Annotated in this window: 18 protein-coding genes and 1 riboswitch; of the genes, 7 read left to right on the top strand and 11 right to left on the bottom strand. The window is 69.5% G+C overall.

The window, feature by feature from the left end:
* Window position 1 precedes the first annotated feature (1 nt).
* The 4 genes from STSP_RS20930 to STSP_RS20945 all read left to right on the top strand — a co-directional run bounded on the left by STSP_RS20930 (window position 2) and on the right by STSP_RS20945 (window position 4,792).
* On the top strand, window positions 2-1,372 hold the full coding sequence (locus tag STSP_RS20930) for a sensor histidine kinase (protein ID WP_067280334.1): 1,371 nt from the start codon (window positions 2-4) through the stop codon (window positions 1,370-1,372).
* Window positions 1,373-1,385: 13 nt separating this feature from the next.
* Window positions 1,386-2,048, top strand: a complete 663-nt coding sequence (locus tag STSP_RS20935) for a response regulator transcription factor (RefSeq protein WP_067280270.1) — start codon at window positions 1,386-1,388, stop codon at window positions 2,046-2,048.
* A gap of 100 nt (window positions 2,049-2,148) precedes the next feature.
* Window positions 2,149-3,561 carry an SLC13 family permease gene (locus STSP_RS20940; RefSeq protein ID WP_067280273.1) on the top strand — a complete coding sequence of 471 codons (1,413 nt, stop codon included), beginning with the start codon at window positions 2,149-2,151 and terminating at the stop codon, window positions 3,559-3,561.
* Between the two features lie 19 nt (window positions 3,562-3,580).
* The gene (locus STSP_RS20945; RefSeq protein ID WP_067280275.1) at window positions 3,581-4,792 is read left to right on the top strand and encodes a glycerate kinase family protein; all 1,212 of its coding nucleotides are present in this window, start codon (window positions 3,581-3,583) and stop codon (window positions 4,790-4,792) included.
* Here the strand turns inward: STSP_RS20945 and STSP_RS20950 are convergent.
* The 6 genes from STSP_RS20950 to ctaE all read right to left on the bottom strand — a co-directional run bounded on the left by STSP_RS20950 (window position 4,747) and on the right by ctaE (window position 12,337).
* Window positions 4,747-6,114 (bottom strand): aminotransferase class V-fold PLP-dependent enzyme, encoded by a 1,368-nt coding sequence (locus STSP_RS20950; protein ID WP_067280278.1) that lies wholly within the window; start codon window positions 6,112-6,114, stop codon window positions 4,747-4,749. The genes STSP_RS20945 and STSP_RS20950 overlap by 46 nt on opposite strands.
* Before the next feature lie 175 nt (window positions 6,115-6,289).
* Window positions 6,290-6,406, bottom strand: a riboswitch (SAM riboswitch).
* 470 nt (window positions 6,407-6,876) lie between these two features.
* Window positions 6,877-7,941, bottom strand: a complete 1,065-nt coding sequence (gene trpD, locus STSP_RS20955) for an anthranilate phosphoribosyltransferase (protein WP_067280280.1) — start codon at window positions 7,939-7,941, stop codon at window positions 6,877-6,879.
* Window positions 7,942-8,152: 211 nt separating this feature from the next.
* Window positions 8,153-9,784: a cytochrome bc1 complex cytochrome b subunit gene (gene qcrB, locus STSP_RS20960; RefSeq protein ID WP_067280283.1), complete on the bottom strand. Its 1,632-nt coding sequence runs from the start codon at window positions 9,782-9,784 to the stop codon at window positions 8,153-8,155.
* Window positions 9,781-10,839 (bottom strand): cytochrome bc1 complex Rieske iron-sulfur subunit, encoded by a 1,059-nt coding sequence (qcrA, locus tag STSP_RS20965; RefSeq protein WP_067280286.1) that lies wholly within the window; start codon window positions 10,837-10,839, stop codon window positions 9,781-9,783. Before qcrA ends, qcrB begins: the two co-directional genes overlap by 4 nt.
* Window positions 10,836-11,645 (bottom strand): cytochrome bc1 complex diheme cytochrome c subunit, encoded by an 810-nt coding sequence (qcrC, locus tag STSP_RS20970; RefSeq protein WP_067280289.1) that lies wholly within the window; start codon window positions 11,643-11,645, stop codon window positions 10,836-10,838. Before qcrC ends, qcrA begins: the two co-directional genes overlap by 4 nt.
* A gap of 71 nt (window positions 11,646-11,716) precedes the next feature.
* Window positions 11,717-12,337 carry an aa3-type cytochrome oxidase subunit III gene (gene ctaE / locus STSP_RS20975; protein ID WP_067280292.1) on the bottom strand — a complete coding sequence of 207 codons (621 nt, stop codon included), beginning with the start codon at window positions 12,335-12,337 and terminating at the stop codon, window positions 11,717-11,719.
* Between the two features lie 204 nt (window positions 12,338-12,541).
* On the opposite strand from ctaE, the gene STSP_RS20980 reads away from it, so the two are divergent.
* Window positions 12,542-12,943 (top strand): hypothetical protein, encoded by a 402-nt coding sequence (locus tag STSP_RS20980; RefSeq protein WP_067280293.1) that lies wholly within the window; start codon window positions 12,542-12,544, stop codon window positions 12,941-12,943.
* 46 nt (window positions 12,944-12,989) lie between these two features.
* Here the strand turns inward: STSP_RS20980 and STSP_RS20985 are convergent, their stop codons facing one another.
* The 4 genes from STSP_RS20985 to ctaC all read right to left on the bottom strand — a co-directional run bounded on the left by STSP_RS20985 (window position 12,990) and on the right by ctaC (window position 17,454).
* Entirely contained in the window at window positions 12,990-14,240 is a 1,251-nt protein-coding gene (locus tag STSP_RS20985; protein WP_067280296.1) for a L,D-transpeptidase, read from the bottom strand.
* A gap of 129 nt (window positions 14,241-14,369) precedes the next feature.
* On the bottom strand, window positions 14,370-14,768 hold the full coding sequence (locus tag STSP_RS20990) for a cytochrome c oxidase subunit 4 (protein WP_067280299.1): 399 nt from the start codon (window positions 14,766-14,768) through the stop codon (window positions 14,370-14,372).
* Window positions 14,765-16,498, bottom strand: coding sequence for an aa3-type cytochrome oxidase subunit I (gene ctaD / locus STSP_RS20995; RefSeq protein ID WP_067280301.1), 1,734 nt, complete (start codon window positions 16,496-16,498; stop codon window positions 14,765-14,767). The genes STSP_RS20990 and ctaD overlap by 4 nt, the downstream gene beginning before the upstream one ends.
* Window positions 16,495-17,454 carry an aa3-type cytochrome oxidase subunit II gene (gene ctaC / locus STSP_RS21000; protein WP_067280304.1) on the bottom strand — a complete coding sequence of 320 codons (960 nt, stop codon included), beginning with the start codon at window positions 17,452-17,454 and terminating at the stop codon, window positions 16,495-16,497. The genes ctaD and ctaC overlap by 4 nt, the downstream gene beginning before the upstream one ends.
* Before the next feature lie 292 nt (window positions 17,455-17,746).
* Here ctaC and STSP_RS21005 point away from each other — a divergent pair, with 292 nt between their 5' ends.
* The gene (locus STSP_RS21005; protein ID WP_067280336.1) at window positions 17,747-19,126 is read left to right on the top strand and encodes a cysteine desulfurase/sulfurtransferase TusA family protein; all 1,380 of its coding nucleotides are present in this window, start codon (window positions 17,747-17,749) and stop codon (window positions 19,124-19,126) included.
* Between the two features lie 16 nt (window positions 19,127-19,142).
* Here the strand turns inward: STSP_RS21005 and STSP_RS21010 are convergent, their stop codons facing one another.
* Window positions 19,143-20,117 carry a carbohydrate kinase family protein gene (locus STSP_RS21010; protein ID WP_067280307.1) on the bottom strand — a complete coding sequence of 325 codons (975 nt, stop codon included), beginning with the start codon at window positions 20,115-20,117 and terminating at the stop codon, window positions 19,143-19,145.
* Window positions 20,118-20,306: 189 nt separating this feature from the next.
* Here STSP_RS21010 and STSP_RS21015 point away from each other — a divergent pair, with 189 nt between their 5' ends.
* Window positions 20,307-20,528, top strand: coding sequence for a hypothetical protein (locus STSP_RS21015; protein WP_067280310.1), 222 nt, complete (start codon window positions 20,307-20,309; stop codon window positions 20,526-20,528).
* Window positions 20,529-20,684 lie beyond the last annotated feature (156 nt).

Genomic DNA, 20,684 nt, shown 5'->3' on the forward strand with positions numbered 1-20,684 from the left:
GATGGCCGTGGCCTTCGCCGCCGTCGCCGCGACCACCCGCTCGATCCTGCTGCGCGACGTCGACCACCGGGTGGACCAGCTGCTCGCGCAGGAGACCGGCGAGTTCGCCCATTTCGAGGAGCGCGGCGTCGACCCGGAGACCGGCCGGCCGTTCACCGATCCGGCGCGGCTGCTGCGGGTCTTCCTGGAACGGCAGTACGCCGACCCGGACGAGGAGCTGATCGGCCTGGTGGGCCGGCCGGGCACGGACCCCGCACAGCTCACCCAGCCGCGCGAGATCGACGTCAGGCGGCCCCTGCACGAGGACTCCGACGCCGGGCGCCGTATCTTCGAGTCGCCGGAGGCCTCCGGCACCCTGCACCGCGCCGCGGGCGAGATCCGCTGGGCCAAGGTCGTCGTCGCCCGGCACGGCGGCGAACCGGAGGCCGCCTTCGTCGTCGCCTTCCATCCGGCAGGCGAACAGGCGGGCGCGGACGAGGTGTTCCGCATCCTGCTCGCCATCTCCGGCGTCGCCCTGCTGATGACGACGGGCATCGGGTGGGTCGTCGCGGGGCGCATCCTCAAGCCGGTACGGCTGGTGCGCACCGCGGCCGCGCAGCTCACCGAGCAGGACTTGACCCGGCGTATCCCGGTCCGCGGCCGCGACGACGTCGCCGCGCTCGCCGAGACGTTCAACGCGATGCTCGACCGGCTGGAGCGCGCCTTCGCCGCCCAGCGCCAGTTCGTCGACGACGCCGGGCACGAGCTGCGTACCCCGATCACCATCGTGCGCGGCCATCTCGAGCTGATGGGGGACGACCCCGCCGAGCGCGAGGAGACCCTGCGCCTTGTCACCGACGAACTGGACCGGATGAGCCGGATCGTCGAGGACCTGCTGCTCCTCGCCAAGGCCGAGCGCCCCGACTTCGTCAGGCCCGAACCGGTGCAGCTCGCCGAGCTCACCGCGGACGTCTACGTCAAGGCCCGCACCCTGGGCGACCGCCGCTGGGAGCTGGCCGAGACCGCCGACCGGGAGGTGCGCCTCGACCCGCAGCGCATCACGCAGGCGATGGTGCAGCTGGCGCAGAACGCCGTGCAGCACACCGGCCCGGGCCAGCCGATACGCATCGGCTCACGCGGCACGGACCGCGGTGTCGAGCTGTACGTCGCGGACTCGGGGCCCGGCGTGCGCCCCGAGGACGCCGAGGTGATCTTCGAACGGTTCCGCCGCGGCACGGCCCGCCGCGGCACCCGCTCCTCCGGGGCCGGTCTTGGCCTGGCCATCGTCAAGGCGATCGCGGAGGGCCACCGGGGACGGGTACGGCTGCGCGACACGGAGGGCGGCGGCGCCACGTTCGTGCTCGTACTGGAGGAGGAACGCCCATGGGCATGATCGGGGACGGAACGTGAACCGCATACTCATCGTCGAGGACGAGGAGCGCATCGCCTCCTTCGTGGAGAAGGGTCTGCGCGCCAACGGCTTCACCACGACGGTCGTCGCCGACGGCGACACGGCCTACGAGTACGCACTGACGGGCGGCTTCGACCTGGTGGTCCTGGACATCGGGCTGCCGGGCCGGGACGGCTTCACGGTGCTGCGCGAACTGCGCGAGGCCCGGGTGACGGTGCCGGTGATCGTGCTGACCGCCCGGGACTCCGTACGGGACACGGTGGCGGGCCTGGAGGGCGGCGCGGACGACTGGATGACCAAGCCGTTCCGCTTCGAGGAACTCCTTGCGCGCGTGCGGCTGCGCCTGCGCACCGCCGCCAGGGCACCCGAGGTCACCGTGTTGCGCAGCGGCACGCTGTCGCTGGACCTGCGCACCCGCCGGGCGCGGGCCGGGGAGCGGACGGTGGATCTGACGGCTCGTGAGTTCGTGCTCCTGGAACTGTTCCTGCGCCACCCCGGGCAGGTGCTCTCGCGCGAGCAGATCCTGTCGCACGTGTGGGGATACGACTTCGACCCGGGCTCCAACATCGTCGACGTGTACGTGCGGGCGCTGCGCAAGAAACTGGGGGCGCAGCAGGTGGAGACGGTGCGCGGGATGGGCTACCGACTGGCGGGCTGACTGCCGGCCTTGCGGGAGTCATACGGCGTTGCGGGTGTCATGAAATTCCCTTCATGTACGGCTCATCAAGGACTCACCGCATCAGTGAACGCTCGATGGCGTGACCCTGAACCTGCGGAACACCGCGACACTCTGCGTCGCGCTGTCCCTCTGCGCCCTGCTGCTGGTGCCCGGGAACTTCCCCGGGCTCAGCGGTGACGCCCGCCTGACGCTCGCCGTCTTCGCCCTCGCGACCTGCGCCTGGATCGGCACGACGGTCGACGACACATACATCGCGCTGGGCGCGGGACTCGCACTGACGGCCACCGGCGTGATCAGCAGCGAGACGCTGTTCGGGACGCTCGGCGACGCGACGGTGTGGCTGCTGATCTGCGCCTTCGTCCTCGCCGCGGCCGTGGCGCGCAGCGGGCTCGCGGGGCGGGCCGCGGCCTTCCTCGTCGGCGGGGCGCGCAGCGTGCGGCAGTTGGTGCACCTGACCACCGCGGCGCTGGTCGTCACCGCCTTCGCGGTACCGGCCACCTCGGGCCGGGCCGCGCTCGCGCTGCCGGTCTTCCTCGCGCTCGCCAAGGCCCTGGCGGACCGCAAGCGCCTGGTCGTGATGCTGGCGCTGCTGTTCCCGACCGTGATCCTGCTGTCCGCGGTCGCCACGCTGATCGGTGCGGGAGCGCATCTGATCACCGTGTCGGTGCTGTGGGAGGCGACCGGCGAGCGGATCGGCTTCACGCAGTGGCTGCTCCTCGGCCTGCCGCTGGCGGTCGTCTCGTCCCATCTGGCGGCGGAGGCGGTGCTGCTGACGACGACCAGGCGCGCCGACCGGCGCGGCCCGGTCAAGATCACCGCCGAACAGATCCAGGAGCACAGCGACGACCCGGTCACCGGTCCCTGGACGCCCGCCGAGACCCGCTGTCTCCTGCTGCTCGGCACGGTCGTCGCCCTGTGGTGCAGCGAGCCGCTGCACCAGGTACCGCCCGCCGTCGTGGCCCTGATCGGAGCGGTGGTCGCGGCCTCTCCGGCGCTCGGCACCGTACGCCTGAAGGACGCCCTGAAGACCGTGCCGTGGTCGCTGCTGCTGTTCATGGCGGCGACGATGGCGATGGGCGTGGCACTCGCCGATTCGGGGGCGGCGACGTGGCTGGTGGGCGGCGTCCCGCTCGATGTGTCGCCCTGGCTCTTCCTCGCCGTCGTCACGGCGGTCAGCACGGCGGCGCATCTGATCCTGCAGTCCCGCTCGGCACGCTCGTCCGTACTCGTCCCGCTGGTGGTCGCCGCCGCGGCAGCCGCCGGCGTCAACCCGGTCGCTGCGGCTCTCGCCTCCACGGCCGCGGCGGGCTTCTGCCACACGCTCCCCGCCTCCGCGAAGCCGGTCGCCCTGTTCGCCGACCTTCCCGGTACGCCCACCTACACCCCGCGCGACCTGCTGCGCCTGTCCGCCGTGCTGGCCCCGCTCACCGCCGCGCTCGTCCTGCTCTTCGCCCTCGCCGTGTGGCCGCTGCTCGGCGTCCCCGTCCGCTGACCTCACCCAAGGAGCCCCGATGCTCACTCGTATCGCCGTCGCCCCCAGCGGCTTCAAGGAGTCCCTGTCCGCGCCTGACGCCGCCAAGGCCATTGCCGAGGGCGTTCGCCGCGTCGTCCCCGACGCCGACGTCGACCTGATCCCGCTGGTGGACGGCGGCGAGGGCACGGCCGCCGCGCTGGCCGCGGCCCGTGGCGGCCGGCTCGTCTCGCTGCCCGCGACGGGCCCGGTCGGCGAGCCGGTCGGCACCCACTTCGCGCTCCTCGACGCCCACACAGCGGTCGTCGAGATGGCGGCGGTCGCGGGTCTGTCCCTGGTCCCGCGCGGCCTGCGCGACCCGGGCGCCACCACGACGTACGGCGTCGGCGAGCTGATCCGCGCCGCGCTCGACGCGGGAGCACGCCGCATCCTCGTCGGCTGCGGCGATTCGGGTACGTCGGACGGGGGCGCCGGTGCCCTCCAGGCGCTCGGCGCGAGGCTGCTGGACGCGAACGGCTGGGAACTGCCGCCCGGAGGCGCCGCGTTGAACCGGCTCCACCGCATCGACCCGTCACACCTCGACCCACGCCTGCACGAAACCGAACTGCTCGTCGCCTGCAACCCGTTCAACGTGCTGTGCGGCGAGCGCGGAGTCGCCCGCGTCTTCGGCCCGCAGAAGGGCGCGACGCCCGCCCAGGTGGAGGAACTGTCAGCCGCCCTGGAGCGCTGGGCGGACATCCTCACCCGCGACCTCGACGTGCGCACCGACCTGCACCGCGGGCCCGGCACGGGCGCCTCCGGCGGCCTGGGGGCCGGACTCGCCGCCCTCGGCGCCCGTCTGCTCCCCCGCTTCGACGTCCTCCTGGACCACCTCGACCTGGACACCCGCCTTGCACGCGCCGACCTGGTCGTCACCGCCGAGGGAGCACTGGACCACCAGACACCCCTCGGCAAGATCCCGGCCGAAGTGGCCCGGCGGGCCAAGCGGTTCGGACGCCCGGTCCTCGCCCTGGCCGGCACGATCGGCGAGGGCGCCCACCAGGTCCGGTCCTCGGGCGTGGACGCGTACAGCTCGATCCTGCCCGCGCCGGTCACGCTGCACGAGGCGCTCGGCCGCGGCGGCGAGTTCCTCACCGACGCGACGGAACGCGCCCTGCGCATGATCCTTCTCGGCGCCCGGCTGCCGTACCGCCCGGACCTCGTGCCTCAGGCAGAGGTGTCAGGAACGCAACGCCCGTCCTCGGTCCGGTAGTTCCACCGGGCACCGTCCCGGACGAGCTCCTTGACGGCCCGCACGAACCGCTCGACGTGCTCGTCCGGCGTGCCCGCGCCGAAGCTCACCCGGATGGCGTTGAGCGACTTCTCACCGGGGGCGGCCTCGGGCGCACCGCACTCCCCCTGCGCCTGCGGCTCGCTGCCGAGCAGAGTGCGTACGAGCGGGTGGGCGCAGAACAGCCCGTCCCGTACACCGATCCCGTACTCCGCGGACAGCGCGGCCGCGAAGTGCGAGCTGTTCCACCCTTCGACCACGAAAGAGATGACCCCCACCCGGGGCGCGTCATCACCGAACAGCGAGAGCACCCGCACCTCGGGCACCTCGGCGAGCCCCGCCCGCACGGCCGCGACCAGCTGCTGCTCCCGCGCGACCAGCCCATCGAACCCGGCCTCGGTGAGCGCCTTGCACGCCGACGCGATCGCATAGGCACCGATCACATTGGGGGAACCGGCCTCGTGGCGCGCGGCGGTGGTGTGCCACTCCACGTCCACCCCACCGTCCGCGCGCCGCGCGACCTTCCGGCTGGCGCCACCACCCGCGAGATACGGCTCCGCGTCCTGCAGCCAGTCGGCGCGCCCGGCGAGGACACCCGACCCGAACGGCGCGTACAGCTTGTGCCCGGAGAAGGCCACCCAGTCGACGTCCAACTCCCCTATCGACACGGGGTGATGGGGGGCGAGCTGGGCTGCGTCGAGCACGATCCGCGCACCGTGCGCATGCGCGGCGGCCGCCAGCTCCCGAACGGGCCACAGCTCACCGGTCACGTTGGACGCCCCGGTGACACAGACCAGCGCCGGCCCGTAGGGATCACGGTCCGCCAACGCCTGCTCCAGCGTCCGCACGGCCTGCTCCGGCGTACGAGGCGCGTCGAGATACGTCACCCGCGCATCGCGCCACGGCAGCAGCGACGCGTGGTGCTCGGTCTCGAAGACGAAGACCTGGCACCCCTCGGGCAGCGCGGCGGCCAGCAGATTGAGCGAATCGGTGGTCGACCGGGTGAAGACGACCTGGTCCCCGTCCCGGCAGCCGAGGAACTCCGCGACGGTCCGCCGCGCGTTCTCGAAGAGGTCCGTCGACAGCTGCGACAGGTACCCGGCGCCGCGGTGCACGCTCCCGTAGTACGGCGCGTACGCCGCCACGTCGTCCCACACCCGCTGCAGTGCCGGGGCGCTCGCGGCGTAGTCGAGGGCGGCGTACGTGACCTCGCCGCCGGTGACGAGCGGGACGAGGACATCACGCCCCAGAACGGGCAGCGGGGTGCAAACGGACTGGTCGGCGGCAGCGGTGGAGACAGACATGGTGAACTCCCGTGAAAACAAAGCGAATCGACTGCGCAAGCAGGCATGACAGCTCAAGCGCAGAAGAAGGGTGAAAGGTGAAAAAGGGTGTCGGAGAAGGGGCCTGACGCCCTATCGCATTCGCTTGCTCACGAGACAGCTCCTCGAGGACCAGGACCCCAGGAACCGAACAAGGGGTCCGCGCTTGCCGCAGACCCCTCTGCCTGCGGCCAGGTCTTCACCCGGGGCACCCCGCCACGGACGGAGGGTTGCCGGACAGCGGGCCGGGGCCTGGTCGCTGTCGCTCATGACCTGTCGAGAACTATGCCAGATGATCGCGGCGCCGCAACCGCTGTCCGCATCGCGGACAGCGGTTGCACCGTCTTACGGTGCGCGATGCTGCCGCACAGGTACGACGTGGGGGCACCCGCCGTCGTGGGTTGTGCCCACCCGTTCCGCCCTGCGGAACGATTGCCCACAACGCGAACGGCTCGCGCCGCCACAACGGTCAACCCGCAGGCGCCCTCCGGCCGAAGGGGACGTGGCGGGATGTGCGCCCGCAGCGGCTGGCGCAAAGTGTGGGCCAACCCGACGACGTACGGCTCGGCGCCAGACCGAGGACGTACATCCCGGCGCGGCCCCGACCCAGCCACCGGCAGGTGGCGAACCGGAGCGGACCCGCGGACGCGTACGCCCCGACCCACCCACCGACAGGCGGCGCACCAGCCACCCACCAGCCGCGGGCCGGGACCCCCGCTCAGCCCACCACCAGGCGACCCGGCCCTACGAGTTACTCGCAGCCACCCACCGCTCCAGCACCCTCCGAGCCGCCCCAGAGTCGATCGACTCGGCGGCCCGCTCCATCCCGGCACGGATCTGCTCCACCAGCGACCCCTCGCCGGGCGAGAAGGCGACCAGCGCCGCCGCCGAGTTGAGCAGCACGGCGTCCCGTACGGGCCCGGGCTCGCCGGCCAGCAGCCGGCGGGCCACATCGGCGTTGTGGGACGGGTCCCCGCCCCGCAGCGCCTCGACCGGCACCAGCTCGATCCCGACGTCCCGCGGATCAAAGCTCTCCTCGCGCACCGCCCCGTCCCGTACGACCCACACCCGCGAGGTGGAGGTCGTCGTCAGCTCGTCGAGCCCGTCGTCGCCGCGGAACACCAGCGCGGACGAGCCGCGCTCGGCGAGGACGCCGGCCATGAGCCCCGCCATCCGGGTGTCGAAGCAGCCGATCGCGGACGCGGTGACCCGGGCGGGGTTGGTCAGCGGACCGAGGAGGTTGAACGAGGTCGCGATGCCCAAATCCCGCCGGACCGCCCCGACGAACCGCATCGCGGGATGGAACTTGGCCGCGAAACAGAAGGTGATCCCGGCCTCCTCCACCACCTGCGCCACACGCTCGGGCGACAGGTCGAGGTTGATGCCCAGCTTCTCCAGCACATCGGAGGACCCGCTCGCCGAGGACGCGGCCCGGTTGCCGTGCTTGATCACCCTGGCCCCGGCCCCCGCGATCACGATGGCGGACATCGTCGAGATGTTGACCGTCTTGGCCCGGTCGCCGCCCGTACCGACGATGTCGACGGCAGGCCCGGGGATGTCGAGCGGCTGCGCGTGCGCGTACATCGCCTCGACGAGGCCGGTGATCTCCTCGACGGTCTCTCCCTTGGCCCGCAGCGCCACCATGAAGCCCGCGATCTGGGCGTCCGTGGCCTCGCCGCTCATGATGCGGTCCATGGCCCACGCCGTGTCGCCGGAGCTCAGGTCCTGCCGGGCGAGCAGTGCGCTCAGCACCTCGGGCCAGGAACGGCCCGCCGCGGTGTCGCCTCCTGCGGGGGTCACAGCGCTCATATGCCGCTCCTGGGGCTCAGCCCGGGCGGACGCTCGTACACGGAGACCCCCGCCGACCGGACATCACGTACAGGGCTCCGCACGAGGCCCCGCCCTGGGTCTCGTATACGGATGGAACCCACCCTATCCAGGCCATGGCACGGCAAAGAGCCCCGTCCAAGCAATGGACGGGGCTCCTGCCGTGGCGACCCTCAGGTCTTCAGCTGTGTGATCAGTGGTGGCCGTGGCCGCTCGTGATCTCCTTGAACTCCTCGACGGTGGGCTTGGGGATCTGGTGGCCCTCGCCGTAGTAGTTCTTCGACAGCTTGGCCCGCAGCTTCTCCGAGGCCGGGATCTTGCGCTCCACGCCGTGCTCGTCGACCTTCGGGCCGATCTCGACGGGCTCGTACTGCTCGTGCGCCGTGAGCGTGTGCAGCTGCTCCTGGCTGAGCGGCTCGTGGATCTCGATGAACTCACCGTGCGGCAGGCGCTTGATGATGCCGGACTCGCGTCCGTGCAGCACCTTGTCGCGGTCGCGGCGCTGCAGACCGAGACAGATCCGCTTGGTGACGACGAACGCGATGACCGGTGCGACGAAGAACGCGATCCGGACGAACCAGGTGACGGCGTTGATCGACAGGTGGAAGTGCGTGGCGAACAGGTCGTTGCCACCACCGATCAGCATCACGCAGTACCAGGTGATCCACGCGACGCCGACGGCCGTACGCGTCGGGGCGTTGCGCGGGCGGTCCAGGATGTGGTGCTCGCGCTTGTCGCCGGTGACCCAGGACTCGATGAACGGGTAGACCGCGATCGCGACCAGCACCAACGGGAAGATCATCAGCGGGATGAAGACACCCAGGACGAGCGTGTGGCCCGCGAAGTCGATCTCCCAGCCCGGCATGGCACGGATCAGGCCCTCGGAGAAGCCCATGTACCAGTCGGGCTGCGCACCGGTGGACACCTGGTCGGGACGGTACGGACCCAGGGACCAGATCGGGTTGATCTGCACCAGCGCCGCGATGACCGCGATGACGCCGAAGACCAGGAAGAAGAAGCCTCCGGCCTTGGCCATGTAGACCGGCATCAGCGGCATGCCCACGACGTTGTTGTTGGTCCGTCCGGGACCCGCGAACTGCGTGTGCTTGTGGTAGAAGACCAGGATCAGGTGGGCCACCACCAGGCCGAGCATGATGCCCGGCAGCAGGAGCACGTGGACCGCGAAGAACCGGGCCACGAAGTCGCCGCCGGGGAACTCTCCGCCGAACAGGAAGAACGACAGGTACGTGCCGACGATCGGCACGGACAGGACCGCGCCCTCCATGAAGCGGACACCGGTGCCGGAGAGCAGGTCGTCCGGCAGCGAGTAACCGGTGAAGCCGGTGAACATGCCGAGGACGAACAGCAGGAAGCCGAACACCCAGTTGATCTCACGCGGCTTGCGGAACGCGCCCGTGAAGAAGACGCGCATCATGTGCACGAACATGCCCGCGAGGAAGACCAGGGCCGCCCAGTGGTGGATCTGCCGGATCAGCAGACCGCCGCGGACGTCGAAGCTGATGTGCATCGTCGAGTTGAAGGCCTCGGACATCAGCTGGCCCTGCAGCGGGACGTAACTGCCGGTGTACTCCACCTCGTTCATCGACGGGTGGAAGAACAGCGTCAGGTACACACCCGTGAGGATGATGATGATGAAGCTGTAGAGGCAGATCTCGCCCAGCATGAAGGACGGGTGGTCCGGGAAGACCTTGCGCAGGTTGGCCTTGGCCAGGGAGTAGATCCCCAGCCGGCCGTCGGCCCAGTCGGCGACGCGCTCGCCGGCCGGTGCCTTGCCTCGTGCGTCTGTGGTCGTCGTAGTACTCATCCGCGCTCCCAGAAGGCAGGGCCGACGGGCTCTTCGAAGTCGTCGAGCGCCTCGAGGTAGCCCTCGTCATTCACACCGATCCGCAGCTGCGGCAGTGCGTGACCGGCCGGGCCGAAGATCACCTTGCCGCCGTCGGCGAGGTCGAAGGTGGACTGGTGGCACGGGCAGAGGACGTGGTGCGTCTGCTGCTCGTACAGGGAGATCGGGCAGCCCACGTGGGTGCAGATCTTCGAGTACGCCAGGATGCCCTCGTGCGACCACTCCAGGGTCTGCTTGTCCTTGATGTTGTCCGGCTGGATGCGGACGAGCATCAGGGCCGCCTTGGCGATCTCCTTCTGGAAATCGTGGTCGTGCTCCTCCAGACCCTCCGGCTGCGCGAAGGTCAGCGAACCGACGGCGATGTCCGAGGGACGCATCGGCTCGTGGGTGTTCTGGTTGATCAGGAGCTTGCCCGGCTTCCACAGCGTGTGGCGGAGCTTGGTCCCGGGCAGCGGGCCCAGGTCGCGCAGCAGGACGATGCCGGAGAGCGGGAAGAGGGCCAGCGCACCGAACATGGTGTTGCGGATCAGCTTGCGCCGGCCGAGCGCGGACTCCTTGGCGCCCTGCTTGAAGTCGGCGATGACCTTCGCCTTGACCTCGGGCGTTGCCTCGATCGCGTGGCGCTCGTCGACGATCTCCTCGTCGGACATCAGGGTGCGGGCCCAGTGGACCGCGCCCGCGCCGATGGCGAACAGGGCGACGCCGAGCGTCATGCCCAGCGCGAAGTTGAGCGCGCTGATGTGCCCGATCGGCCACACGAAGATGTTCTGGTCGATCGGGATGGTCACGTAGGAGGCGATGAAGCCGATCGTGGCCAGCATGGACGTCGTGAACAGGAGGGCGACGGTGCGCTCGGAGCGCTTGGCGGCCCGTTCGTCGATGTCCTGGATGCGGTGCTCGTGGGGCGGCAGCCCCGGGTCGGCGAACGGGTTCTCCTCGTCCGCGACCGCTACGGCGGCACCGTGCTCGTCCTGCGCGGTGGGCAGGTTCTTCTCTGGAATGTCTTGGCTACTCATGACTTCTTGGCCTTTGCGGTCCGAGCGGCGACCCAGATGGCGACCGCGACCAGTGCACCGAGACCGAAGATCCAGCCGAAGAGGCCCTCGGTGACCGGCCCGAGGCCGCCCAGGTTGAGGCCGCCCGGCTCGACGGTGTCATCGCTGTTGACCGCGTGGAGGTACCCGATGATGTCCTTCTTGTTCTGCTCCGACATCGTCGTGTCGGGGAAGGACGGCATGTTCTGCGGGCCCGTCTGCATGGCCTCGTAGATGTGCTTGGGGTCCACGTCCTCGAGCGAGGGGGCGTACTTGCCGTGCGTCAGGGCGCCGCCCTTACCGGTGAAGTTGTGGCACTGCGCGCAGTTCGTACGGAAGAGCTCACCGCCCTTGGCGATGTCCGCACCCTCGGGGCTGTACAGCTCCGCGGTGGGGATGGCCGGGCCGGCTCCCAGGGATGCGATGTACGCCGCGAGCTGGTCGATCTCGGCCTGCGTGTAGATGTTCTTCTTCTTCGGCACCTGGGCGCCGGGCTGCTGGGCCGGCATACGGCCGGTGCCGACCTGGAAGTCGACCGCGGCGGCACCGACACCCACCAGGCTCGGGCCGTCGGAGGTGCCCTGACCGCCCGTCCCGTGGCAGCTCGCGCAGCCCACCGAGTAGAGCTTCTTGCCCTCGTCGATGGCGAGGGACTGGGAGGTTTCTTCGGCCTGTGCCTTGTCCGCCGGCGCGAACACGGCGTACAGCCCCCCGGTGCATGCCAGCGCGAGGAGTAGGACGACGACCGCCGCCAGCGGATGGCGTCGTCGTGCGGAGAGCTTTTTCACGGATTACCCCGGTGTCAGGATCTTCTGCGTCGGTGCTTCTGGGATGGATCGGCTGTGGAGAGCGATCCGTATTACTTGATCATGTAGATCGTGGCGAAGAGGCCGATCCAGACGACATCGACGAAGTGCCAGTAGTAGGACACGACGATCGCTGCGGTCGCCTGCTCGTGGGTGAACCTCCGGGCCATGTACGTCCTGCCGAGGACCAGCAGGAAGGCGATGAGACCGCCCGTCACGTGAAGGCCGTGGAAGCCGGTGGTCAGGTAGAACACAGAGCCGTACGGGTCGGACGAGAGCGAGAGGCCCTCGTGCTTGACCAGCTCCGTGTACTCGAAGACCTGACCGCCGATGAAGATCGCACCCATGATGAAGGTGACGATGAACCACATCCGGAGCTTCTTCACGTCACCGCGCTCGGCGGCGAACACGCCGAGCTGGCAGGTGAGGGAGGAGAGCACCAGGATCGTGGTGTTCGTCGCCGAGAACGGGAAGTTCAGGGCGTCCGCCTTCTCATGCCAGAAGTCCGGACCGGTCACCGATCGCAGGGTGAAGTACATCGCGAAGAGGGCCGCGAAGAACATCAGCTCGGAACTCAGCCAGATGATGGTTCCGACGCTGGTGAGGTTCGGCCGATTGACCGACGGGATCGCGTGCCCGGTTTCTACTGTCGTTGCTGTCGCCACGACCGACATTATGTCGGTCGCTTATCCCGCCCTCACTACGGGGGGTGCCGTTCGGAGTGTCCCCCGCGTGTGTGCAGCCCATATGGCCCACGGGAGGGCCTTTGACGGCAGGTGTTGACGGGCGGTTGCAACAGGTGTTGACGAGGGGTGCGAGGGAGTAGCATCCGGCGCAACGGCAGACGAAGAGTTCCCGACCAACGACGCGGAGGAACAATGCAGCCGACGGCCACGGTGCTGGTCTACAGCAACGACGCGAGCACCCGCGAACAGGTCCGGTTGGCGACGGGCCGCAGGCCGGCCGCAGACGTTCCCGTCGTCGAGTTCATCGAGTGCGCGACGCTCCCCGCGGTCCTGAAGGAGCTGGACCGGGGCGGTGTGGACGTGTGTGTGCTGGACGGCGAGGCGGCCCCGGCGGGCGGCATGGGCGTGTGCCGCCAGATCAAGGACGAGATCTTCCGGTGCCCGCCGGTGCTGCTGCTGATGGGGCGGCCGCAGGACGCCTGGCTGGCCACCTGGAGCCGTGCGGACGCCGCGGTGACGCTGCCGGTCGAGCCGGTGGAGTTCGCCGACGCCCTGGCCGGTCTGCTGCGCAGCAGGCGGGCCGTGGGGGCCTGACGGCCCCCGTGGGTCGTGCCCCGCGGGCGTCAGGCGCCCGCGGGGGTCACACGCCCGGGCGCAGCCGCGCCATCTCCGCCCGTCCGGGGCCCTCGGGGGTTCCGCCATGCACGGCGCTTCCGGCGCGCCAGTTCTGCCAGCTGAGGTTCCAGTCGCCGAAGCCGTTGCCGAACGGGTCCATCTGCTCGCCGTTGCTGTTGACGACCTTCACGATGTCCCCCTGGTTGAACGTCCGGAAGAACCAGGAGGCGTTGGAGGTGCTCATGCCGACGCATCCGTGGCTGACGTTGGCCGAGCCCTGGGAGCCCACGGACCAGGGCGCGGCGTGCACGTACTCACCGCTCCAGGTGACCCGCGTCGCGTAGTACACGGGCAGGTCGTACGACTCGGAGCTGCCCGCCGCGATGCCCACCGTGCTGCTGCGCATGCGGACGTAGTACTCCTTTTCGAGCACGACCTTGATGCCGTTGCGGGTCTCGAAGCCGGGTTTGCCGGTGGTGACCGGGATGGTGTTGATCACTTTGCCGTTGCGGTAGACGGTCATGGTGTGGGTCGAGGCGTCCGTCACGGCCTCCAGGCGGTCGCCGATGGTCAGCTTCACCGGTGTCGACGCGGCGCCCCAGAGGCGGTCGCCGACCTTGATGCCCTCGAGATTGCTGCGTACGTCGATGGTGGTGCCCGGTGCCCAGTACTGCTCGGGCCGGTAGTGCAGCGTCTTGTCGTCGACCCAGTGCCAGGCGCCCTGCACGGCTGGGCGTGTGTCGACTCTCAGGGCGCGCTCCACGACGCCTCTGGCGGCCTTGTCCTTCACGGGGGCGCTGAGTTCCGCGGTGATCGGCTGGCCCACGCCATAGGTTCCCGACTCGGGTCCGAAGGTGACCTGCAGCCGTTTCTTCTGGTCGGCCGGTCCTGTGTCGAAGGTGAGGACCTTGCGGCCGGGGGCGCCGTCACCATTCTCGGTGCTCACGCGGACCGTGTAGCTGGTGCCTGCGGCGAGGGGGGTGGTGCTGTGCCACCGCGTGCCGTCGGCGGACAGCTCGCCCGGGACATAGCGTCCTGACGCATCGGTGGCGGTGACGTCGGTGATGCGCCCTGCCCCGCCCTGGGTGGTGATCTCCAGGGGCTTGTCGGGGTCTGCCTTCTGGTTCCCCGAAGGGCCGTTGAAGACAATCTGGTCCGCTGCGTCGTACGGCTGCGCGGAGAGCGGGTTGCCGTCGAAGCTGCAGGAGGTGGCGCCGAACGCGACCACCAGAACGGTGCAGCTTATGACCGAGCGGATTCGCGAAGTGTGGCTCATGGGCCAACGCTAGAAAGCTTCGTCATCCGTAGCTCGTCATGTAGCCCGTACGGGTGTGTTCGTTACTGCATACGAGGGGGCCCGGACACTCCTGACGGTGTGTCCGGGCCCATGATCGTTGTGATCGTGTTATTGGTTCTGGTTCTCGCCGCGGTAGTACTCGAAGACCCAGCCCCACAGGCCGATCAGGATGATCGGCGCCGAGAAGTACAGCAGCCACCATCCGAAGATGACGCCCAGGAAGGCGAGCGAGCCGCCGATGCCCAGTGCGAGCGGCTGCCAGCTGTGTGGGCTGAAGAAGCCCACCTCACCGGCGTCGTCCGCGACGTCGGCCTCCTTGTTGTCCTGCGCACCCGCGTCGACCCGCCGGGCCGTGAAGGCCAGGTAGTAGCCGATCATGATGGCCAGGCCGAAGGCCAGGAAGAGCGCCGTCGTACCGGCCGGCTCCTTCGACCACACGCCATAGACGATCGCCATGACGAGGATGAAGACGCTCAGCCAGATGAACATCTTGCCCTGGATCTTCACTTGCCGGCCTCCTTCTCGGTGGAGATGGCGCTGGCACCGTGACCGGCGTGACCGAGCGGCTCGAGAGCGGCGATCTCGGGGTGGTGCAGGTCGAACGCCGGGGATTCGGAACGGATCCGGGGCAGCGTGAGGAAGTTGTGCCGCGGCGGCGGGCAGGACGTCGCCCACTCGAGCGAGCGGCCGTAGCCCCACGGGTCGTCGACGCCGACCATCTTGCCGTACTTGGCCGTCTTCCAGACGTTGTAGAAGAACGGCAGGATCGACAGGCCGAGGACGAACGAGCTGATCGTCGAGATCGTGTTCAGCGCGGTGAAGCCGTCGGCCGCGAGGTAGTCCGCGTAACGACGCGGCATGCCCTCGGCACCCAGCCAGTGCTGCACCAGGAACGTGCCGTGGAAGCCGATGAACAGCGTCCAGAAAGTGATCTTGCCGAGCCGCTCGTCCAGCATCTTGCCGGTGAACTTGGGCCACCAGAAGTGGAAGCCGGCGAACATCGCGAACACCACGGTGCCGAACACCACGTAGTGGAAGTGCGCCACCACGAAGTACGAGTCCGAGACGTGGAAGTCCATCGGCGGCGAGGCCAGGATGACACCCGTCAGACCACCGAAGAGGAAGGTGATCAGGAAGCCGATCGACCACAGCATCGGCGTCTCGAAGGACAGCGAGCCCTTCCACATCGTGCCGATCCAGTTGAAGAACTTCACACCGGTCGGGACCGCGATGAGGAACGTCATGAACGCGAAGAACGGCAGCAGCACACCGCCCGTGACGTACATGTGGTGCGCCCACACCGTCACCGACAGACCCGCGATCGAGATCGTCGCCGCGATCAGACCGATGTAACCGAAGATCGGCTTACGCGAGAAGACCGGGATGACCTCGGAGATGATGCCGAAGAACGGCAGGGCGATGATGTACACCTCTGGATGGCCGAAGAACCAGAAGAGGTGTTGCCACAGCAGTGCGCCGCCGTTGGCAGCGTCGAAGATGTGCGCTCCGAACTTGCGGTCCACCTCGAGGGCGAAGAGCGCCGCGGCGAGGACCGGGAAGGCCAGCAGCACCAGCACACCGGTGAGCAGCACGTTCCAGGTGAAGATCGGCATGCGGAACATCGTCATGCCCGGCGCGCGCATGCAGATGATCGTGGTGATGAAGTTGACCGAGCCGAGGATCGTGCCGAAACCGGAGAAGGCCAGACCCATGATCCACATGTCGGCGCCGACACCCGGCGAGCGGACCGCGTCCGACAGCGGCGAGTAGGCGAACCAGCCGAAGTCGGCCGCACCCTGCGGGGTGAGGAAGCCGCCCACCGCGATCAGCGAGCCGAACAGGTACAGCCAGTAGGCGAACATGTTCAGCCGCGGGAACGCCACGTCGGGCGCGCCGATCTGCAGCGGCATGATCCAGTTCGCGAATCCGGCGAACAGCGGCGTCGCGAACATCAGCAGCATGATCGTGCCGTGCATCGTGAACGCCTGGTTGAACTGCTCGTTCGACATGATCTGCGTGCCGGGACGGGCCAGTTCGGCGCGCATGAAGAGCGCCAGCAGACCGCCGATCACGAAGAAGGCGAACGACGTGGCGAGGTACAGCGTGCCGATCGTCTTGTGGTCGGTGGTCGTCAGCCACTTCACCACGACGTTGCCGGGCTGCTTCTTCCGTACCGGCAGCTCGTTCGCGTACGACTCGGCTGCAGCGGCACCCTGGGGTTCGTTGAGGATGCTCACGTGGTCTTCGTCTCCCGGTTCTTTTCGTGCGTCGTCTGCTCGATGCCGGCCGGGACGTAACCGGTCTGGCCCTTCTTCGCGAGCTCTTCCAGGTGCTGCTGGTAGCGCTCCGGAGACACGACCTTCACGTTGAAGAGCATCCGGGAGTGGTCGACGCCGCACAGCTCGGCGCACTTGCCCAGGAAGGTGCCTTCCTGGTTGGGGGTCACCTCGAAGGCGTTGGTGTGGCCCGGGATGACGTCCTGCTTCATGAGGAACGGCACCACCCAGAAGGAGTGGATGACGTCACGCGAGGTGAGGACGAAGCGGACCTTCTCGCCCTTGGGGAGCCACAGGGTCGGGCCGGGGTTGTTCGTCTGCGGGTTCCGCTCACCCGGGATGCCGACCTCGTAGACACCGCCGGCGTTGGCCGGGAAGTCGTCCTTGAACCGCTGCGGGATCGCGGCAAGGTTCTCGTCGGTCTTGGCATCGCCGGTCGAACCCGGCACGTTCTCGATGTAGTTGAAGCCCCAGCTCCACTGGTAGCCCACCACGTTGATGGTGTGAGCGGGCTTGTCGGAGAGCTGGAGGAGCTTCGACTCATCGCGGGCCGTGAAGTAGAAGAGGACCGAGACGATGATGATCGGGACCACGGTGTACAGCGCCTCGAGGGGCATGTTGTACCGGGTCTGCGGGGGGATCTCGACCTTGGTGCGGCTGCGCCGGTGGAAGAAAGCACTCCACAGGATCAGGCCCCACACCAGCACGCCGACGGCGAGCGCGGCAGCCCAGGACCCCTGCCACAGGGAGAGGATCCGGGGAGCCTCCTCCGTGGTCGGGGTGGGCATACCAAGGCGGGGGAAGTCCTTGTATGTGCAACCGGTGGCGGTCGCCAGGACCAGGCCCGCAGTCAGTGCCTGCAGCAGCTTCCGCCGCATCGGGCGCCGCGGCGAGCGGTCGGAGCCGTTGGGACTCACGTAGCGCCTTCCCGAGAGTCTCGCCCGCGCTGTTGGCTGCGGCCTTCTCTGCTGGTCGGTCGCCGCCCTGCGTCGGGCAGGGGTTTGGATGTTTATGCGGACCAAACCCTACTGGACGCTTTTTTGGGCCGCGCGGGGAGGGTGCCCAACGCGCCGCCCGACTCCCCGAAGGAGTGCTGTTTGCCCTGTGGGACCCCCCGTGGCGTGCGGATCCGCCGCGGTCCCGGCCCCCGGAATCCCCCGCTCCGGGCGTGCCCTGACGCCCTCTCGGGCCAGGAGTTAGCGTGTGGGCGTGCCCTACTTCGACGTCGCTTCCTCGGCTCCTCTCCACCCCGTCGCCCGCCAGGCGCTGCAGGCCTCGCTCGACGAGGGGTGGGCCGATCCCGCCCGGCTGTACCGCGAGGGGCGGCGCGCCAGGATGCTGCTCGACGCCGCACGGGAGGCGGCGGCCGAGGCGGTCGGATGCCGCCCGGACGAGCTGGTCTTCACCTCGTCGGGCACGCGCGCGGTGCACTCCGGGATCGCCGGGGCTCTCGCCGGACGCCGCCGCACCGGCCGTCACCTGGTCGTGTCAGCCGTCGAACACTCTTCGGTGCTCCATGCCGCGGCGACGCACGAGAGCGCCGGCGGGACGGTGACCGAGGTGCCGGTGGACCGCGCCGGTTCGGTCTCGGTCGAGGCGTACGCGGATGCCCTGCGCGAGGACACGGCGCTGGCCTGTCTGCAGTCCGCCAACCATGAGGTGGGCACCGAGCAGCCGGTCGCGGAGGTGGCCGAGGCATGCCGGGCGGCCGGGGTGCCGCTGCTGGTGGACGCGGCGCAGTCGCTGGCCTGGGGCCCGGTGCCGGGCGACTGGTCGGTGCTCACCGGGAGCGCCCACAAATGGGGCGGTCCGGCGGGCGTCGGGCTGCTCGCCGTGCGCAAGGGCGTCCGGTTCGCGCCCCAAGGGCCCTCGGACGAGCGGGAGTCGGGGCGGGCGGCGGGCTTCGAGAACATCCCGGCGATCGTCGCGGCCGCCGCTGCCCTGCGTGCCGTACGGGCGGAGGCCGCCGCGGAGGCTCCCCGGCTGCGGGAGCTGACGGAGCGGATCCGGGCGCGGGTGCCCGAGCTGGTGCCGGACGTCGAGGTGGTCGGCGATCCGGTGCGCAGGCTGCCGCATCTGCTGACGTTCTCCTGTCTCTACGTCGATGGAGAGACAGTGCTGCACGAGCTGGACCGGGCCGGTTTCTCCGTGTCGTCCGGTTCGTCGTGCACGAGCTCCACACTGACCCCGAGCCATGTGCTGCGGGCGATGGGGGTGCTGAGCGAGGGCAACGTACGGGTGTCGCTGCCGCTGGGGACACCGGAGGAGGACGTGGAGCGCTTCCTGGAGGTGCTGCCCGGAGTCGTCTCCGACGTGCGCCGGAAGCTGGGCGCCCCCGAGGCGGGCCCTCGGCCCGCCGCATCGGAGTCCCTGGTCGTCGACTCCCTCGGCAAGCTCTGCCCGATCCCCGTGATCGAGCTGGCCAAGGTCATCGGCGACGTGCCGGTCGGCGGTACCGTCACCGTCCTCGCCGACGACGAGGCGGCGCGCCTCGACATTCCCGCGTGGTGCGCGATGCGCGGGCAGGAGTACGTGGGCGAGGAGCGGGCCGAGCGGGGGGCGGCGTACGTCGTACGCCGCCTGAGCTGAGCCCGCGTTCCAGAGATCAGGCCAGGTGCGCCTGGACTTCAGCCGCGGCCTCGTGGCCGTAGGCCTTGGTGAAGCGGTCCATGAAGTGGCCGCGGCGCAGCTGGTACTCCTGCGTGCCGACCGTCTCGATGACCAGCGTCGCCAGCATGCAGCCGACCTGGGCCGCCCGCTCCAGGCCGACGCCCCAGGCCAGGCCGGAGAGGAAGCCGGCCCGGAACGCGTCGCCGACGCCTGTCGGGTCGGCCTTGACCTCCTCCTCGGGGCAGGCGACCTCGATCGGGTCCTCGCCGTCCCGCTCGATGCGCACGCCGCGCGAGCCCAGGGTGGTGACCCGGTGGCCGACCTTCGACAGGATCTCCGCGTCGGTCCAGCCGGTCTTGGACTCGATGAGTCCCTTCTCGTACTCGTTGGAGAAGAGGTACGCGGCACCGTCCAGCAGTATCCGGATCTCTTCGCCGTCCATGCGGGAGATCTGCTGCGAGAAGTCGGCGGCGAACGGGATGCCCCGGCTGCGGCACTCCTCGGTGTGCCGCAGCATCGCCTCAGGGTCGTCGGCGCCGATCAGTACGAGGTCGAGGCCGCCGACCCGGTCGGCGACCGCCTTGAGCTCGATCAGCCGGGCCTCGCTCATCGCGCCCGTGTAGAAGGAGCCGATCTGGTTGTGGTCGGCGTCGGTGGTGCAGATGAAGCGGGCGGTGTGCAGCATCTCGGAGATCCGGACCGAGGCCGTGTCGACGCCGTGCCGGTCGAGCCAGGCGCGGTACTCGTCGAAGTCGGCGCCGGCGGCCCCGACCAGGATCGGCTTGGTGCCGAGCTGCCCCATGCCGAAGCAGATGTTGGCGCCGACACCGCCACGGCGTACGTCGAGGGCGTCGACCAGGAAGGAGAGGGAGACCGTGTGCAGCTGGTCGGCGACCAGCTGGTCGGCGAAGCGGCCGGGGAAGGTCATCAGATGGTCGGTGGCGATGGAGCCGGTGACTGCGATACGCACGGCGAGGACACGCTCCTGCGGGGATGGGTGGGGCGCGTGAAGCGCTCTCTTTACGGACTGGTCGGACTGGCTGGTGGCTGCGGATGGCGACGGTTTCACGCTACCGGGTCCGCGCACCCGCACTGAAGTGGCAAAACTACCGGATGGTAGGGCTTTGTCGGCGCGGCTCGCGCTGCTTACGGTGCCGTTATGACGAACTTCAGGGCCAGGGAATCCGCTCCGCTCGACGGTCCGCTCGACGTGGAAGGGGGGCTCGCGGCGCTGCGCGGCGACTGCGCCCGGATGGTCCCGCACTGGGTCGCGCCCGCCGAGGAGACTCCGCGCCCCGTGCCGCCGTCCCACATCCACGGCGTCGTCGTTCCCCCGAAGTCCGCGCGGCTGCTGGACGCGATGTCCGATTACGGCGACTGAGCGACGGCTTACGGCGACCTGGCGACGCCGGGGAACCGCCCGCTCGTCCGCTGCGTCCCATCGCTGTCCCCCGTGGAGGGGATGCGGACTACGACCCCTCCCCTGCCCGGACTGGGTTCCGGTGGCCGGAGGGGCTCCAGGGACGACAGTGAAGGT

Source organism: Streptomyces jeddahensis (genome assembly GCF_001642995.1).
GTDB lineage: Bacteria > Actinomycetota > Actinomycetes > Streptomycetales > Streptomycetaceae > Streptomyces > Streptomyces jeddahensis.